The organism is Sporosarcina sp. P32b (assembly GCF_002743335.1).
In the GTDB taxonomy this organism is placed as follows: Bacteria; Bacillota; Bacilli; order Bacillales_A; family Planococcaceae; genus Sporosarcina.
On sequence record NZ_PDZB01000007.1, the window covers coordinates 1 to 16,671 of the forward strand.

A 16,671-nucleotide genomic window follows, 5' to 3' on the forward strand; every position below is an offset into this window, starting at 1 on the left:
AAATTCATTGTGAGTCCTCCTTGGTATGTAAATTAGGGGTCAATTCGTGCAGATTTGACACCCCGCATCATACCAAGAGGGCTCTTTGTGTTCAAGTCCCCGAAAAAGCTTCTAACAGGAATGCTCCCATCTTAATAGAATCTAGCTATTCTAAACCTTTGACATAGTATAGTAATAATTGGACAGTCATACATTGGACACATTGTTATTTAGTGCCAAAAACCTTTAGTCACTATGTCTTGCATATCATTTTCGACGAAATGATTTATGCTAGAGATTTACTAACAAACCTAGAGAACGTGTTATATCCTTGTGCAATATGTGCTACTCACGCTTATAAAAACATCAATATTTGTAGCCAGTTGAATTCTTCCATAATAAAAGCCATCCGAAGATATTCGAATGGCTATCTTTGCTGGATACTACTATTAAATCCTTCATAAAATCGATATAGAACATTGCTTACTTCTGATAAATAGCTTGTTTTTCATACTCTATTCTTCCATCGATCATCGTCAATTCTACAGTTACATCTTTAATACTCTCTATATCTACTGATAGAACACTTTGATCCAGCACAACCAAATCAGCTAATTTACCCACTTCAATACTGCCTTTTTGTTGTTCATCAAAACTCGCATAAGCACCCATGTATGTATAGGCTTTAATGGCATCAAGCACACTCACTCTCTGACAAATTCCTACATCATGGCCTGAAACAGTTTTTCTATTCACTGCCGCATGAATACCAAGAAGAGGATTATGGTCTACTACAGGCGTATCAGAGGCAAATGCAAAAGGGATTCCCTTTTCTAAATAATCATTTGCTGGATACATCACATTTACGCGATCACCGTAATATTCGAGATAGGCATCACCATTCACATACATGAAAGCGGGGTTAGGAATGACTACAACTCCTAATTCCTTCATCCGTTCCTGAAGATCTATACTAGCTATTCCACCATGCTCAATACGATGCCGGTGATCTATTCGCGGATGTTTCTCTAGCGCCTCTTCAATACAATTCAACACCATTTCAATCGCACGATCACCTTGTGCATGCGCAGTGATTTGGTATCCTTTGCTGTGAGCTTCTCCTAGAACTTCATTCATTCTTTCCTGGTCGTAATATAATATGCCTGTATCTGTCGGGTCACTGTTATATGGTTCTCTTGTGGCTAAAGTGGGGCCTGTACTGCTGCCATCTGTAAAGAGTTTAGCCGGTCCAATTTTAAACCATTCATCGCCATCTCCAGTAACCACGCCTGCATCGATCATATGCCGAACGAATGACTCAGAATCCGTCAATGATCCAATGAGAGCGTAGACACGGTTTTTCACATCACCCGAGTCTATACTTTTTTTCATCAGCTTTAAAATATCTGGTCCCCATCCGTAACTACCGGCATCATGCAAACTCGTTATGCCAGACTCCACAAATATCTGGGATGCTAATTTCAATCCACTTGCAATTTCGTCTGCACTATAGTCTGCTATAGAGAATAGTTGCATATGTGCATTCTCAATCATTTTTCCTGTTAATTCTCCATTTGAATCACGCTCGATCTCACCGCCAGCAGGATTTTCAGACTCCTTTGTGAAACCTGCTAGTTCCAACGCTTTGCTATTCGCGATGGATGTATGATTACAAACTCGAATTATCACAATCGGATGTTCAACAGATATTGCGTCGAGCTCTTGTATAGTAGGGAAACATTTCTCTTTAATCGCCTGTTCATTAAAGCCCGTAACCCGGATCCACTCTCCCTTTGGAGTATGCTCCGCTTTCTTTTTCATTTCCTCATATAAGATTTCCAACGAATCAATTTCGAGATTCGCACAGTTTATACCGAGCAAGTTCGTTCCATAAATAGTTAAATGTAAGTGCGGATCTATGAAACCTGGAAGAAGGGATTTTCCTTCCAGGTCGATTACTTTTGTATTTTCTCCAATAAACCTACCAACATTCTCATTCTGTCCCACTTCGATGATCGTATGATCTTTTATTGCTACTGCTTCCATAATGGAAGAATCCTTATCGACCGTGATCACTTCTCCATTAGTAAATACGATATCTGCATGCACGATAGATCACCTCTCTGTACTAAATTATAATTGGATTGATCAGCTACGAATATAAGTGTCTTCTTCCTCGCTTCTCTCTGACTTTGTCAGCAAACTTACTATGATCATTATTATAACATTCACAATCAGTCCAATAATTCCTGCGTGAATACCAAATGGTGTGGAGTCTGCAACTAGTTGGAAATAGAAATTCAATATCGCTCCCACTACCAATCCACTGATTACTCCTTTTGCCGTTGCTCCCCGCCAATACAAGGCACTGTAAACTCCTGGAGCAAATTGTACAATCGCCCCATAAGCTCCTAAGAGTAAGACAATTAATCCTTGCCCCCCGAAAATGGTGATAATATAAGCTAATCCTCCGATAACGAATACACCTATACGCATAATCTTTAAAACGGTCTTATCGGATAGATCTTTGAAAATTGTACGAATCACACCGTCCGTTGTTTCCAAGGTTGCATTGTGTGTAATCGCATCAGCAGATGACATGGCAGCCGCCAGTGCACCTGCGCCAACTAGCCCATACACCCATCCTGGTAGATTCATGACAGTCGTGATCAAGAATGGGAGTATCTGATCCGCACTATCAATCAAATTCGCATCTACAATGCCCTTGGCTGCAAATCCAACTAGCAATAAAGGTATTAAGAATAGCGCGAATATCGGATAAACCAAAACTGTTTTCTTAATGACTTTAGGGCTGGATGCATATGACTTTGTAAATAGATGTGGCCACATTAAGAATCCAATTACAGATACTAAAATAGTTGTTGTAAATGGTATCGTCCCCATCGTAGAACCTTCTTTTCCTATCTGTAAGAACCCAGGATTTTCTGTAGCAATATTTGTGAACATAACGCCCACAGAGTCGTGTAACTGATTCACGATTGCTATCCCTACAACCCATGAAATAATGATCATGAGTAACCCTTGGAACACGTCAGACCAAGCGGCAGCTCGTAGTCCTCCTGTTGCCACATAAACAACAACAATTCCGTACGCAAGTAGAGCTCCGAGCCAAAAAGGAATTCTCCCCTCTGTCATAATATTAAAAATGTGTGCCATTCCTGTTAACTGGGTAGCTAAATATTGAATAGAAGCTAGTAATGCAAGTAAACCAACTATTATTCCGAGAGTCTTACTTCTATAACGAATTCTAAAAAATGAAGATAACGTGTAAAGATTGAACTTCTTCCCGATCTTCGAAATTTTAGGCCCGATAATATACCAAGGTAGTATCGCAAAGGCTGTATAGATAATAATATAAAAAGCAGGTGCCCCTTTTTCGTAAGCCCAACCAGGTGCGCCTAAAAATGAGAAAGCACTAAATACAGCTCCCCCCATCAAGAACCACATGACGATTAATCCCAATTTACCTCCTGCAACAGCAAATTCATCTAGGGAACTGGAGTCCTGTCCTTTACCCGCCCATACTCCAACAACCAAGGCGATTACTAAATAACCAATCATGATAATTAATGCAATTAGCCAATGTTCCATCATTCATCACCTTCTTCTAACTTATGGTCTGGATCAAATCTATACAAAATTAAAACCCCTAAAAAAGTTAGTAAAATTAATAGAATGATATAGAAAAATGAAAAAGGTAGACCCATAATGATAGGAGTAGCTCGGTTTGCTAGCTCAAATAAAGGAAATATTAACAATAAAAAAGGAACAGTAACGATCATAATATAAATAGTATTGAACTTCTTTTTGCTCATCCAATCCCTCCATTACCTATATTCATTTTGATTTATTACGTTTTACAAGCCATTCTATAAACAGTCTTATAGAGCAGCTCCACTCCAAGCGCAATATCCTCTGGCGAACTATATTCTTTCGGGTTATGACTAATACCATCCTTTGAACGAACAAAAATCATACCGTAGTCACACACATAGGACATTTCAAGCGAGTCATGAAAAGGGCCACTCATTAATTCTGGTGGTGTTAAATTCATTTCCGCACTTTCTTCTCTCATTATCTGCATAATATTTTCATTACAAAATCTAGGTTCATTTCGCGTATCTTCACTGACTTTATAAGACAAGCTATGTTCAACTGCAATTTTTTCTAGCTCTTGAAGGAAAACTTGTTCAATCTGATTCCGTCGACTTTCATCAATATCCCGCAAATCAACTGTAAAAGTAACTTTTTCAGGAATGATATTACGAGAGTCAGGAAATACTTCCAAACTTCCGACTGTACTGACTGTTGGTGCTCCGGAAACCTCTTGGGCTAACTCATTTAGCTTTACAATGACTTTAGCGGCACCAACTAAAGCATCTTGACGCATAGGCATCGGCACAGATCCAGCGTGACCAGCTAAGCCTTCCATTTGAACAGTCAACCATAAAGGGCCAGAAATTCCCGTAACAATTCCAACAGGTTCATCTTTGGCTTCTAATACAGGTCCTTGTTCAATATGAAGCTCTAAAAATGCTGCTATTGTAGAAGGGTCAATAAGGGACTCTTGAAACTTTGATGGGTCACAACCAAATTTGATGAGCGCCTCACGCCTTGTCACTCCATTCTTATCACTCCGTTCGAGCTCTCCCTCCTCTAATTTCCCTAACATGCCTCTGACACCAAACAAGCCCTTATTGAATCGTGATCCTTCCTCATCAGCAAAGGCATATATAACAATAGGTATTTCAGGCTTTATTCCCTTATCGTGTAGCGTTTCCAACACTTCAATCGCCCCGATTACTCCAAGCGCCCCATCATACCTTCCACCATAAGGTTGCGAATCGATATGTGAACCAATTACTAAAGCTGGCGAATCATTCGCTACCCCATCCATTCTCCCGATTAAGTTTCCAAATTGATCAATCTCCGTCTTTAAACCGATTTGATCCATATACTTTTTCACATGTAACACCGCTTCTTTATCTTCAGGTGAGTGTGCAAGTCTGGAGACTCCAGTGGAACCAATTTTCCCTATTCTTCCTAAAACTTGTAGATTATCATTCAATCTACCTGCATGAATTGAATATGTTAACGCTTTCATTTAGACACTCCCCTTTGAATTAAATCTTTCCGTTACTTGGTATGCATACAGTTGTCACAATTTTCATTACACTTCATATAAAGGTATTGCATAGTTACACAAACGGATAGTCTTATACAATTTTGAATACCACGTGAGAACAGACCAGCGTAGTAACCTCGCTTCCTCTTGTAAATAAAGTCCAAGCGTTTACATTCTATGCATATGATAATAACTTGTACTTTATACAATAATGATTGTCCTACGAAGCAGTTGGATACCGGACCATGTGAGTCAACTACTCTATTACATGGGGTATCTGATCTATCTCGGGCCGTAAACGCTCTATTACGCGGGATTTCCGCTCTATCGTGGGCCGTATACGCTCTATCAGGAGCCACAACTGCTCTATCACACAGGATTTCCGCTCAATGGTAGACCGTATACGCTCTATGATGTCGGCTATCCGCTCTATAGTGTCAACCGCCATGTCACATGGGACATCCCGCTCTATTGAGGCCCATAACCGCTCTATCACATCAGCTATTCGCTCTATAATAGCCCGCAAACGCTCTATCACAACGACTACTCGCTCTATAGCAGTCCGCAACCGCTCTATCACACGCCATATCCGCTCAATCCCCGCCCCACCACTCTCCCACCCACAAACCCCTCCAAAACAAAAAAAGCCCCCCAGCCAAAAAATCTGGCCAGAGAGCTTCCCCTAAACTAAATCTAAAACTCACTCTTTAATTAACTCCAAATCAACCGGAATATCTGCGTCTACGTCTTCGCCGTTCAACATAGCAACCGCTGCTTCCATTGCCTTAACCCCAATCTCCTCGGGCTTTTGTGCAATCGTGGCAGACAACTTACCGTCTTTGACCGATTTAATCGCGTCGTCTGTTGCGTCGAATCCAATGACTGTAATATCCTTACCAGCTGACTGAATCGCTTCCAATGCACCTAACGCCATCTCATCGTTATGCGCGAATACGCCTTGAATGTCTGGGTTAGCTTGTAAAATATTTTCCATTACCGTCAAACCTTCTGCACGGTTAAAGTTCGCTGTTTGTTTCGCTACAATATTCACTTTGCCGTCAACCGCTTCGTTAAAGCCGGCTCCACGGTCACGTGCTGCGGATGAACCCGCGATCCCTTCAAGCTCTGCTACTTGTGGGTTATCTTCGCCAAGCAACTCGATCATGTATTCTCCAGCTAACACGCCGCCTGCTTTATTATCTGAAGCAATGTGGGATACAACTTCTCCACCTTCTGCTCTGCGGTCTACTGTGATGACCGGAATGTTCGAACTGTTTGCTGATTCCACTGCAGATACAACTGCTTCAGAATCGGTTGGGTTAATGATCAACAAATCTACACCTTGTTGAATTAAATCTTCTACGTCACTTGCTTGTTTCGACGCATCATCTTGTGCATCGACAACGATGACTTCTGATCCAGACTCTTTCGCCTGTTCCTTCACGCCTTCACTCAATGTTACGAAGAATGGATTGTTTAGCGTCGATACCGAAAGCCCAACTTTATACGCTTTTTCGCCTTCATTTCCAGCCTCGCCTTTTTCATCTGATGAAGATTTCGAACCGGGTTGTTCTAATGAACATGCAGCCAAAACGAGCACGACGGCCATAAGTAGTAACCATTTGATATTTTTCATACAATTCACATCTCCTTATGCGGTTTTTTTGCGATCTAAGAGCACTGCGATTAATATTACTGCACCCTTTACTACCTGTTGGAAGAAAGAGGATACGCCTATCAAATTCAAACCATTATTCAAAACACCAATAATCAATGCACCAATTAATGTACCGACAATCCAACCGCGACCGCCAGTTAAACTTGTCCCGCCAAGTACAACGGCAGCAATGGCATCGAGTTCAAACATATTACCTGCTGTTGGCTGTGCGGAGTTCAGGCGTGATGTCAAAATTAATGACGCGATTGCCGTTAGACCGCCTGCCAATGAATAAACATAAATCTTCACTCGATCGACATTAATTCCGGATAGACGTGACGCTTCTTCATTACCACCGATCGCGTACACACGGCGTCCGAATGTCGTTTTCTTCAATATAAAGTACAGCACTGCAAAGGAGATCGCCATCGTGATGACAGGAACCGGAATACCGAAAATATATCCTTTACCGAGCATTTGGAATGTGAATGAATCGCCAAGCCCTGAAATCGGACGTCCTTCAGTATAGACTAAAGTCAATCCACGGAATATCGTCATCGTCGCAAGTGTCGCGATAAATGGCGCGACCTTCCCCTTCGCAATGATCAACCCGTTGATTGCACCGAGCAGCACACCTAGTAATACGCCAAGTAACATGGCTAAAATTGGATCCATACCGCCTGACATCATACCCGCTGTCACGGCACCGGTTAATGCGAGAATCGACCCAACTGATAAATCAATTCCACCGGTTAAAATAACAAACGTCATCCCGAACGCAATCAATGCGTTAATAGACACTTGACGCAATACGTTGAACAAGTTGTTCAGCGTTAAAAAACTTGGACTCATTACGGAAATAATGACGACGATCAATAATAAACCAATGAACGGTCCTAATTTCTGTAATGACGATTTCATATTAGTCTTGGACAACTTTGTCACCTCCTGTTGCAAAATGCATAATTCGTTCTTGTGTCATTTCTTCTTTCGGTAAATCTGCCATCAATTGGCCTTCATGCATGACAAGCACACGGTCTGCCATGCCGATTACTTCCGGCAGTTCGGATGAAATCATTACAATCGCGACTCCACGCTCAGCCAATTCATTGATAATGCTGTAAATCTCTTTCTTCGCTCCAACATCGACGCCTCTTGTCGGTTCATCCAAAAACAGAATATCCGGCTCAATACCAAGCCATTTCGCGATGACTACCTTTTGCTGGTTACCGCCACTCAACGACTTGACGATTTGTTCAGGTCCAGACGTGCGAACACCGAGACGTTTAGACATCGTGTCATACAGGTGATTCTCTTTCGTTCGTTGAATAACCCCTGAATTTGAAATTCGATTGAAGTTCGTCAGGCACATATTTTCCCGAACCGAAAATTCGAGAATCAACCCTTCAGATTTCCGGTCTTCCGTAACGTATCCAATCCCAAGCTTCTTCGCCTGTAAAGGATTCGTAATAACGACTTGCTCTCCGTCAATGAAAACCTTGCCCGCAGTCGGTTTCTTAAAGCCGAAAATCGATTGAATCACTTCCGTACGACCAGCACCCATTAAGCCGGCGATCCCGACGATTTCACCTTTTCGCACTTCAAACGACACGTCTTCAAAATAGTCATTGCGCGAGAGACTTTCTACTTTCAATTTCACATCGCCTATTTCACACGCACGCGCTGGGAATCGTTCGCCCAATTCACGTCCGACCATCATCTGCACAATTTCATCAAACGTCGTATCTTTTATATTCCGCACACCGACGTATTGACCGTCTCGCAGAATAGTAATGCGGTCGCACATCGCGAAAATTTCTTCCATTCGGTGCGAAATATAAACGAATGAAACGCCTTCAGCTTGCAAAGCGCGAACCGTTTTAAATAACGTTTCAATTTCACGATCCGTCAGTGCTGCAGTCGGCTCATCCATCACAATCAGTTCAGCATTAGAAGAAACCGCCTTCGCAATCTCAATAATCTGCTGTTTACCGACAGATAATTCACGCGTGATGGTACGTGCATCAACATGCAAGCCTAACTTCGATAGAATTTCTTCTGCTTGACGATTCATTTCCTTCGTCTTCAAAATTCCTGTTTTCCCGAAAGTCTTTTCTTTCCCTAAATAAAAGTTCTCCGCAACTGTCAAGTCAGGTAAAATATTGAGCTCTTGGTGAATAACCGCAATGCCCGCAGCCTCGGCTTCTTTAGCATTCTTGAATTCTACTTTCTTCCCTTTGACGTAGATTTCTCCTGAATCACGCGTATAGATCCCTGTCAAAATCTTCATCATCGTAGACTTCCCTGCACCGTTCTCTCCCATAAGCGCATGAATTTCACCTTTGACTACAGTAAACTCCACATTGTCGAGTACTTTATTTCCATTAAAACTTTTCGATATCCCGTTCATCGCAATCATCTCTGCACACCCACTTTCAGAATATGACGCCTGACTGTACGATAATATTGGCATAAGGTGTCGACTCTCCTGTACGAATAATAACTTTCGATTGTCTTGATTGTTGTTTTAATTGATCATGTGTCAGCTCATCTATCGGACATTCTAGTTGTGTAATTTCATTATAGATTGTTGGGTTCTCTGCTTTTATTTCGCCTGCAATATATACTTTTTCTGCTTGAAAGTCTTTCAGTAATTCCAATAAAATCTCCGTGAATCCTGGTTTCCCAAGCGTATACGAAAGATCGATGCACGGAACACCTTCAGGAATCGGCAGACCGCAATCTGCAATCGTCAATTGATCGGTGTGACCCATTTTAGCCAGCACAGCCGCAATATCGCGATTGATCATGCCATGCTTTTTCATCGACTCTCCTCCAAACGCGCTTCCACTTCTTCAACTGAAGGCATGCCACCTTGTGCGCCGAACTTTTCTACAGAAAGGGAAGCGGCCGCATTCGCGAAACGAACCGCTCGTTCCAGTTCCATTCCCGCTACTATTCCATGTGCAAGCGCTCCGTTAAACGTATCACCTGCGCCTGTTGTATCCACGACATTTGTCTTAAAGCTTTCTACGATGACATGCTTTTCTCCATCAAAGAATCGCGCACCATCGTCACCTAAAGTAATAATTAAACGGTTCGGATACTTCTCTAAGGCGCTCACCATATCCATGCCGAAGATTTGTTCACATTCCGTTTCATTCGGCGTTAAATACGTAATTGAAGGCATCATATCGAGCTCGAATCCGCCCGCTGGAGCAGGATTCAACATCACCGGAACACCAATCGCTTGGCACTTCGCTAATGTATAAATAACAGTAGGAATCGGAATTTCCAATTGAAGCATCACCAAGTCACTGCGCCTGAGCTGGTCTTCTATTTCGTCAATATGAGACGGCATCAACAAAGAGTTGGCACCTGGTACGACGATAATCCGATTATCCCCTTCTGACAACAAAATATTTGCGATGCCAGAAGCTCCGTCTACAGTCGCTACACCGGTGACACCGACTGTATTTTGTTGAAGATTATTTACAATACTCGTACCAAATAAATCATTTCCCACACACCCAACCATATGTGTTTCACTGCCAAGTCGCGCCGCAGCAATTGCCTGATTCGCACCTTTTCCACCCGGCACTGTATCGAACACATTGCCAAGAACCGTCTCGCCCTGATCAGGGAAATTCTTCGTGCCAACGACCAAATCCATATTGGCACTGCCAATCACCGTTATCATCATGCTTCACTCCTTGTTGTTTGGCGAATAAGCAACTCTGCCGGAATCAATACTTCACGCTCCGTCAACTCTTGCCCTTCAATTAATTTAATAAGCATCCTCGCTGCCATCGCACCGATTCTATACAAGTCCTGCGCTACCGTCGTTAAACCTGGTGTTAATTGGCTCGCCAACATCGTACCGTCATACCCAACGATTTGAAGCTGACTCGGTACATGAATCCCCGCTGAATACGCAGCTTTCATAGCGCCAGCTGCCGTCACGTCACTGCTCGCAAAAATTCCGTCAATCGGCACTTCTTGCAACACCTTCTTCACCATTGTCTCCGCTATATCAAAATGGAACGGACATTCAATTACATGTGTTTCTACATTTTTACCCTTCACTGCATCAGTGAACCCAGCAAATCGATCATCGGCAGGACCTAATCCCGATGGCCCCCGCATACAAAGAATCTGTGTGCAACCACTATCCAATAAATGCTGCGTTCCAATACGTGCACCTTCGCGGTTATCCGTCGCAATATACGGGATCGACGAATGAATTCTTCGGTCAATCGCGACAATCGGAATATCCAAACCCATATAATGATCCGCTTCCGCATGACTCGTCGCAACGATGAAACCCGCCACATATTTCTGTTGTAGCGTCTTAATATAATTAATTTCCTTCTCCAAATCCTCATCCGAGTTACACAAAATCACTGTGTACCCGTACGCTAGCGCAACATCCTCGATCGCACGCGCCAGTTCCGGGAAAAACGGATTGACGATATCCGGAACAATCAAACCAATAAAAGTAGATTGTTTCGTACTAAGAGAACGGGCAATCATACTAGGCTGGTAGTTCAACTCATCCACCGCCTTAGCAATCACCCGTTTCGCCTCTTCACTTATGTATCCTTTATTATTTAAATAGCGTGAAACAGTCGCTACTGAAACACCAGCAGCCTTAGCCACATCCCGTATATTTGCCAACTATTTCACCTACATTCTGTTCTATGTGGTACCGGTTACACATAATGATAACAGACTAGGTTTTTTAGTGTCAATAGTGAACTAGTTTTGCGTCGGGTGGGGTTTATTGAGTGAATATTAGGTTAGATGTGGGAGTATTGTTGTTGGGGGATTTGGGGGATTGAGCGGTTGTACAGTTGCATAGAGCGGGTGGCGCGGTTGATAGAGCACTTAAGCCCACACATTGAGCGGCAGTGGACTTGCATTGAGCGGATGGCGCGGGCTATAGAGCACTTAAGCCTACACATTGAGCGGACGCGGACTTGTATTGAGCGGTTAACGCGGGCTATAGAGCACTTAAGCCTACACATTGAGCGGACGCGGACTTGCATTGAGCGGACGGCGCGGGCTATAGATCACTTGAGCCCACACATTGAGCGGCCGCGGACTTGCATTGAGCGGATAGCGCGGGCTATAGATCACTTGAGCCCACACATTGAGCGGCAGTGGACATAGATTAAGCGGACGGCGAGGGCTATAGAGCACTTAAGCCTACACATTGAGCGGCAGTGGACATAGATTGAGCGAATGGCGCGGGCTATAGAGCACTTAAGCCTACACATTGAGCGGACGCGGACTTGCATTGAGCGGTTAACGCAGGCTATAGAGCACTTGAGCCTACACATTGAGCGGACGCGGACTTGTATTGAGCGGTTAACGCGGGCTATAGAGCACTTGAACCCACACATTGAGCGGACGCGGACTTAAATTGAGCGGATACATATCTTCATAGAGCACTTACCCCAAACAATAGAGCACTCACCGAACAACAACGATCACTTCCCTTCCACACAATCTCCAAAGCCAATCAAGTTATCTTGTCTATACATATCTATAGAGGTAAAATGAAATTAGAGTCATAGATAATATCCATAGAGGAGAGATCCGCATGACGAATTATCGAGAAAATGAAACAGTCCAATATGAAATACCTGTGGACTTACGCAAAAGTATAGATTACGTCAGTGGGAATTTATTTATTACAAATCAACGTTTCATCTTCCAGCCATACACTATGCATTTTAAAAGAGATATTTTGGAGTTCAATATTACCGACATCAATAATATTGACTCTTCTTACGTATTGGGTATTGTCCCAAACGGAATTACCGTCGAGTTAAAAGATGGGTCGCTGCATACATTTGTTTTAGAGAGTTCACTTTTTGTGAAGTGCGATGATATTATCAAGACGGTTTGGGATTTGATGTAAATACAATGAAGTTTGAAAGAGCTGCCCAACTCGCGGACAGCTCTTTTAAACATTATGGCGCGGTTCCTCCCCCAGCTCTCTAAACAAAAAAAGACTGCCGCTAGAAGTCATCACAACAAACATGACTTCCAGCGCAGTCTTTCTATCTATCGAATCATTTCCATCACATCACAATATTACTTTCCTTCGCCTTCTCAATAAACTTATCACTCGATTTATTAAAGAACTTCTTCAATCCAAGTCCTACTACAAGTGATAGCGCGAAGTAGATCATTAAAAAGAGGATTTGTTTTAACGCTACTGCCCAGATAATTCCGCCGATCGATTCACGCAATAACGTAATTGCATGCGTGAATGGCATAAATGCAGAGATCTTTTGGAAGAACTCTGGTGCCATTTGGATGGGGAATGTACCTCCTGATGCACCGAGCTGCATGACCATCAACACGATCGCGATCACTTTACCCGTGTTACCGAATACGGACACGAGCGTGTAGACGATGGAAACGAATACGACACTGATCAGTACACCGAATAATACAAAGGGTATCTTGTCGACGACGTAGACATTCATAATGAATAACTCGCCGAGTGTGACGATCAACGACTGAACCGCACCAATACCCGCGAAGATAATTAACCGTCCAAGATACGTTTGATAGCTCTTGAAACGTGTCTTTTCTCGGATATCCACTTTCAGCGTGGATACCATGAGCAATGCGCCCACCCACAATGAAAGGGTCGTATAGAATGGGCTCATTGCGGAACCGTAGTTTGGAATCGGATATAAGGCATGTTCATTTAAGACGACCGGTTCAGCGAGAAACTTACTGACGCCTATCGGATCCGTCGAGAGAACATCTAATAATTTATCCAAGTCCCCTTCATCTTCTAACTTACGGATTTTTTCTGCCATTGTTTCAATCGTATCACGAGCTTCTGGGAAGAGTTGCTGAGCTTTCTCCAAATCTTTTTTCCCAAGAACCACTCCTGCATCCGCTTTTTCAAGCGCAGTACGTAAACGTGGAATCCGGCCATTTACTTCATCTAGTACGTCGGACACGTCATACAATGCATTGGTTGCATCACGCATCGCGGATTTATACTTTCTCGTTAAATCACTATTGACGAAATCGATAGCTTCACCAACTGAACGATCCAATTCGCCTGATACACGATCGACTTCAGCTAAATGCCTTTTGCCGTTCGCTTTCGATTCATTGATCCGACCAACTAAACCGTCAACGGATGAATTGGCAGATGACAAGCTTTCTTGAACCGTTTTAATTCGTTCGATTTCGCCAGACAGCTTATCCGAATTAATGAATTTCTCAAGATCCTTTAATCCATTGTTAATGGAACCAATTGCTGAAAGTCCATTATCGATTCGACCGACCATCGTTTGAAGAGCACCGATCGTAACCTCAGGATTTTCCGCTGTCTCTAGCAAGCCTGCGAGCTTCTCATCAATTTCTGTCTTCGATGCTTGTAGTTCATTGAAGCGATCACGCAGTCCCTCATCGAAAGTTTGTAACTGTTCAATCGCATCTTTTATCGCTTTTTGGCTATTCGCATCAAATTGATTTCGTGCATCGACAATCTTTTGCTGACTCGCCTGTAGCTGTCCTTGAAGTTGATTCAACAACTCGAGGCTCGGTTTCTCACCTTTATTGATGGCAGCTTGCACTTTATCGATAGCTTGTTTAGTCGATGATAACTGATCACGAAACGCGACGAATCGCTGTTGTAGACCGCCAAGTACGTCACTGCCTGTCACTTTACCCGCAGCTTCTAAAACAGAAATCACAGAATCCACTTTACCAATCTGACTTTCTATTGCAGTGGACATACTGTCGAGTTGTTCCTGATATTGGCTAAAATCAATAGATTCACGCTTATCGATCAAGCCTTGAACGACTTTCTGCGCATTGCTATTCACTTCAGTCGCACGATCCAATAAGCCCGTAATATTCGCAGACAGCTCATTTAGCTGTTTCATCAGCTTTTGAGTTTGCGGGGATAATACATTTTCGTAATTCCCTTTAATTTTATCCATATCTTCAGCGAGTTTATCCGACAACGATTGTGTTTGCGTAATTAAATCGGTCGCTGGATTTTTACCGCTCTGCAAATCGGAAATAATTGTTTCCAAATTCTTTTTCAGACGGTTTAAGTCTGTGGCGCTCTCATTCAAGGAGCTCTGCAAGCCTTTAATATTTGTTGAGTCTTTTAGATTCTGATCCTGTTTTTTCAAATACTCATAAATATCATCTAAACGTGCATTCGTATCTTCCAATTTGCCTTGCTTATCACGTAGCGAATCGACAATACGATCGACATCTTCCCCTTTGCCTGACAGTTCACTCGTCAGATCAGGTACTTTACGGAATGCTGTTTGCGCACTCTCCAAGTTGGATGTAATGACGCGCAACGTGTTATCCACGGTCTTTTCATTCTCTTGCAACTTACTGATCAAGCGTGCATTCAACTTTTTCGCATTGGCATGCACCGCATTGACGTCATCAAGCACAAGATCTACGCGATCGATAGAAGTATCTGCAAAATCCAAACCTTTATCTACCATCTGTAATTTCGAATAAATATCTGGAATATCATATTCCAATTGATAAATTAAGTCACGTAGCTTTTCAATATTTCCACGATTGCCTTCCAGTTCAATTCCCAAATTATTGAATACCTTAATGACTGCCTCATTCGTTTGTTCAACGAATGTTTTATCGATATTTTCTACGATAGCAGACGCACCTTTCCCCGCAACTTTCGGGGAAATTGCATTGATTTTTTCGTTAATATAATAATCTAATGTTGGCTTTTTCATATCGTCTGTAACGATACTGCTTAAATTCTCTGAGAAATCTTCTGGAATGATGATCGCAGCATAGTAATCACCGTGTTTCACGCCTTTTAACGCTTCCTCTTTCGTTACGAACTGCCAACCGAGATCATCGTTGGTCGTCAGTGAGACGATTACTTCATCTCCGACATTGAATTCCTTGTCCTCGATTTTCGCCCCTACGTCTTCACTGACGACCGCGACTTCCACGCCTTTCGTATTAGAATACGGATCCCACGACGCGAGGATATTCATCCAGGCATAAAGCGAAGGTAGAAACGCAATCGCCGCTATGACAATGAGTGCTGCTTTATTCTTGAAGATATTTCGGAGATCCCGTCTGACTATAAACCATATTTTATTCATTTCGTATAAACCCTCACTCTATATTCCGTCATGTGCACGTTAGACTAACAAACTGGAGAAGATCGTCCCGTTTAAAACGTCCGTTATTTGCTTCTCTGTCAGCTGTTCATCATGCGTTTTGGACCAATCATTAACTAGCGCTACATAAGATCTGAATAAAAGAAATGCAATCAGTTCGCTGTTGCATGGCTTCAATTCACCTTTTGCGACTCCACGCTCAATCTTTCCTGCAATGAATTTTAATATTTCCTTCTCTATAGAAGTTAAAGCGTCTCCTACAGCCGGTGTACGCAACTCTTTCTCTTCTTCAATTAATTTAATGAATAACTGATGCGTCTCGCGAAATTTCAGCAACTGCATAATACGTGCATGGGCATTCTCTTGAAACGACGCACCTTCAATAGCTGTCTGTTCAGAAACATCTTTCATTTCTCCGACCATTTTCCAGACAATCGAATGAAATAACTCTTCTTTATTCGAGAAGAACGTATAGATTGTGCCCTTCCCCACGTTCGCGATCTTCGCTACTTGATCCATCGTCGTTGCTTTATATCCGAACATCGAAAATGATTTTTCAGCCGCCAACATGATTTCTTCTCTACGATCCATTATGACACTTCCTTTAGAAATGACCGTAATACCGTTTCGGTCTGTTAGTCATTATATTACATAGATTAATGAATGAATGCAAGATATTGCACAAAAAAACTATCATACAAGCCATATTTTATGACTTGCATGAT

13 protein-coding genes are annotated in these 16,671 nt (G+C 42.5%); 1 reads left to right on the forward strand and 12 read right to left on the reverse strand.

What is annotated here, in order from left to right:
• Nucleotides 1-462: 462 nt before the first annotated feature.
• The 10 genes from CSV64_RS06945 to CSV64_RS06995 all read right to left on the reverse strand — a co-directional run bounded on the left by CSV64_RS06945 (nucleotide 463) and on the right by CSV64_RS06995 (nucleotide 11,459).
• Entirely contained in the window at nucleotides 463-2,088 is a 1,626-nt protein-coding gene (locus CSV64_RS06945) for an amidohydrolase (RefSeq protein ID WP_099634024.1), read from the reverse strand.
• Nucleotides 2,089-2,127: 39 nt separating this feature from the next.
• Nucleotides 2,128-3,591, reverse strand: coding sequence for a sodium:solute symporter family protein (locus CSV64_RS06950; protein ID WP_099634122.1), 1,464 nt, complete (start codon nucleotides 3,589-3,591; stop codon nucleotides 2,128-2,130).
• Nucleotides 3,591-3,815 (reverse strand): hypothetical protein, encoded by a 225-nt coding sequence (locus tag CSV64_RS06955; RefSeq protein ID WP_099634025.1) that lies wholly within the window; start codon nucleotides 3,813-3,815, stop codon nucleotides 3,591-3,593. Before CSV64_RS06955 ends, CSV64_RS06950 begins: the two co-directional genes overlap by 1 nt.
• A 35-nt stretch (nucleotides 3,816-3,850) precedes the next feature.
• Complete coding sequence (locus CSV64_RS06960; RefSeq protein WP_099634026.1) at nucleotides 3,851-5,104, reverse strand: M20 family metallo-hydrolase; 1,254 nt, start codon at nucleotides 5,102-5,104, stop codon at nucleotides 3,851-3,853.
• A gap of 721 nt (nucleotides 5,105-5,825) precedes the next feature.
• Nucleotides 5,826-6,761, reverse strand: a complete 936-nt coding sequence (gene rbsB / locus CSV64_RS06970) for a ribose ABC transporter substrate-binding protein RbsB (protein WP_099634027.1) — start codon at nucleotides 6,759-6,761, stop codon at nucleotides 5,826-5,828.
• A 15-nt stretch (nucleotides 6,762-6,776) separates the two neighbouring features.
• Nucleotides 6,777-7,718 (reverse strand): ribose ABC transporter permease, encoded by a 942-nt coding sequence (gene rbsC / locus CSV64_RS06975; protein WP_099634028.1) that lies wholly within the window; start codon nucleotides 7,716-7,718, stop codon nucleotides 6,777-6,779.
• A complete protein-coding gene (locus CSV64_RS06980) occupies nucleotides 7,705-9,201 on the reverse strand; it encodes a sugar ABC transporter ATP-binding protein (RefSeq protein ID WP_099634029.1) in 1,497 nt (498 codons plus the stop codon). The genes rbsC and CSV64_RS06980 overlap by 14 nt, the downstream gene beginning before the upstream one ends.
• Before the next feature lie 16 nt (nucleotides 9,202-9,217).
• On the reverse strand, nucleotides 9,218-9,607 hold the full coding sequence (gene rbsD, locus CSV64_RS06985; RefSeq protein WP_099634030.1) for a D-ribose pyranase: 390 nt from the start codon (nucleotides 9,605-9,607) through the stop codon (nucleotides 9,218-9,220).
• Nucleotides 9,604-10,482 carry a ribokinase gene (gene rbsK, locus CSV64_RS06990; RefSeq protein WP_099634031.1) on the reverse strand — a complete coding sequence of 293 codons (879 nt, stop codon included), beginning with the start codon at nucleotides 10,480-10,482 and terminating at the stop codon, nucleotides 9,604-9,606. The genes rbsD and rbsK overlap by 4 nt, the downstream gene beginning before the upstream one ends.
• Nucleotides 10,482-11,459: a LacI family DNA-binding transcriptional regulator gene (locus CSV64_RS06995; RefSeq protein WP_099634032.1), complete on the reverse strand. Its 978-nt coding sequence runs from the start codon at nucleotides 11,457-11,459 to the stop codon at nucleotides 10,482-10,484. The genes rbsK and CSV64_RS06995 overlap by 1 nt, the downstream gene beginning before the upstream one ends.
• Nucleotides 11,460-12,387: 928 nt before the next feature.
• On the opposite strand from CSV64_RS06995, the gene CSV64_RS07000 reads away from it, so the two are divergent.
• A complete protein-coding gene (locus CSV64_RS07000) occupies nucleotides 12,388-12,708 on the forward strand; it encodes a GRAM domain-containing protein (protein WP_099634033.1) in 321 nt (106 codons plus the stop codon).
• 163 nt (nucleotides 12,709-12,871) lie between these two features.
• Here CSV64_RS07000 and CSV64_RS07005 read toward each other — a convergent pair whose 3' ends face one another.
• The gene (locus CSV64_RS07005) at nucleotides 12,872-15,928 is read right to left on the reverse strand and encodes a YhgE/Pip domain-containing protein (RefSeq protein ID WP_099634034.1); all 3,057 of its coding nucleotides are present in this window, start codon (nucleotides 15,926-15,928) and stop codon (nucleotides 12,872-12,874) included.
• A 39-nt stretch (nucleotides 15,929-15,967) separates the two neighbouring features.
• On the reverse strand, nucleotides 15,968-16,537 hold the full coding sequence (locus CSV64_RS07010; protein WP_099634035.1) for a TetR/AcrR family transcriptional regulator: 570 nt from the start codon (nucleotides 16,535-16,537) through the stop codon (nucleotides 15,968-15,970).
• Nucleotides 16,538-16,671: the final 134 nt, after the last annotated feature.

What these genes read in the sequence shown, in the direction of transcription:
- CSV64_RS06950 (WP_099634122.1), bottom strand. Translation starts at nt 3,591, where the DNA reads ATGGAACATTGGCTAATTGCATTAATTATCATGATTGGTTATTTAGTA.
- CSV64_RS06955 (WP_099634025.1), bottom strand. Translation starts at nt 3,815, where the DNA reads ATGAGCAAAAAGAAGTTCAATACTATTTATATTATGATCGTTACTGTT.
- CSV64_RS06960 (WP_099634026.1), bottom strand. Translation starts at nt 5,104, where the DNA reads ATGAAAGCGTTAACATATTCAATTCATGCAGGTAGATTGAATGATAAT.
- rbsB (WP_099634027.1), bottom strand. Translation starts at nt 6,761, where the DNA reads ATGAAAAATATCAAATGGTTACTACTTATGGCCGTCGTGCTCGTTTTG.
- CSV64_RS06980 (WP_099634029.1), bottom strand. Translation starts at nt 9,201, where the DNA reads ATGATTGCGATGAACGGGATATCGAAAAGTTTTAATGGAAATAAAGTA.
- rbsD (WP_099634030.1), bottom strand. Translation starts at nt 9,607, where the DNA reads ATGAAAAAGCATGGCATGATCAATCGCGATATTGCGGCTGTGCTGGCT.
- rbsK (WP_099634031.1), bottom strand. Translation starts at nt 10,482, where the DNA reads ATGATAACGGTGATTGGCAGTGCCAATATGGATTTGGTCGTTGGCACG.
- CSV64_RS07000 (WP_099634033.1), top strand. Translation starts at nt 12,388, where the DNA reads ATGACGAATTATCGAGAAAATGAAACAGTCCAATATGAAATACCTGTG.
- CSV64_RS07005 (WP_099634034.1), bottom strand. Translation starts at nt 15,928, where the DNA reads ATGAATAAAATATGGTTTATAGTCAGACGGGATCTCCGAAATATCTTC.
- CSV64_RS07010 (WP_099634035.1), bottom strand. Translation starts at nt 16,537, where the DNA reads ATGGATCGTAGAGAAGAAATCATGTTGGCGGCTGAAAAATCATTTTCG.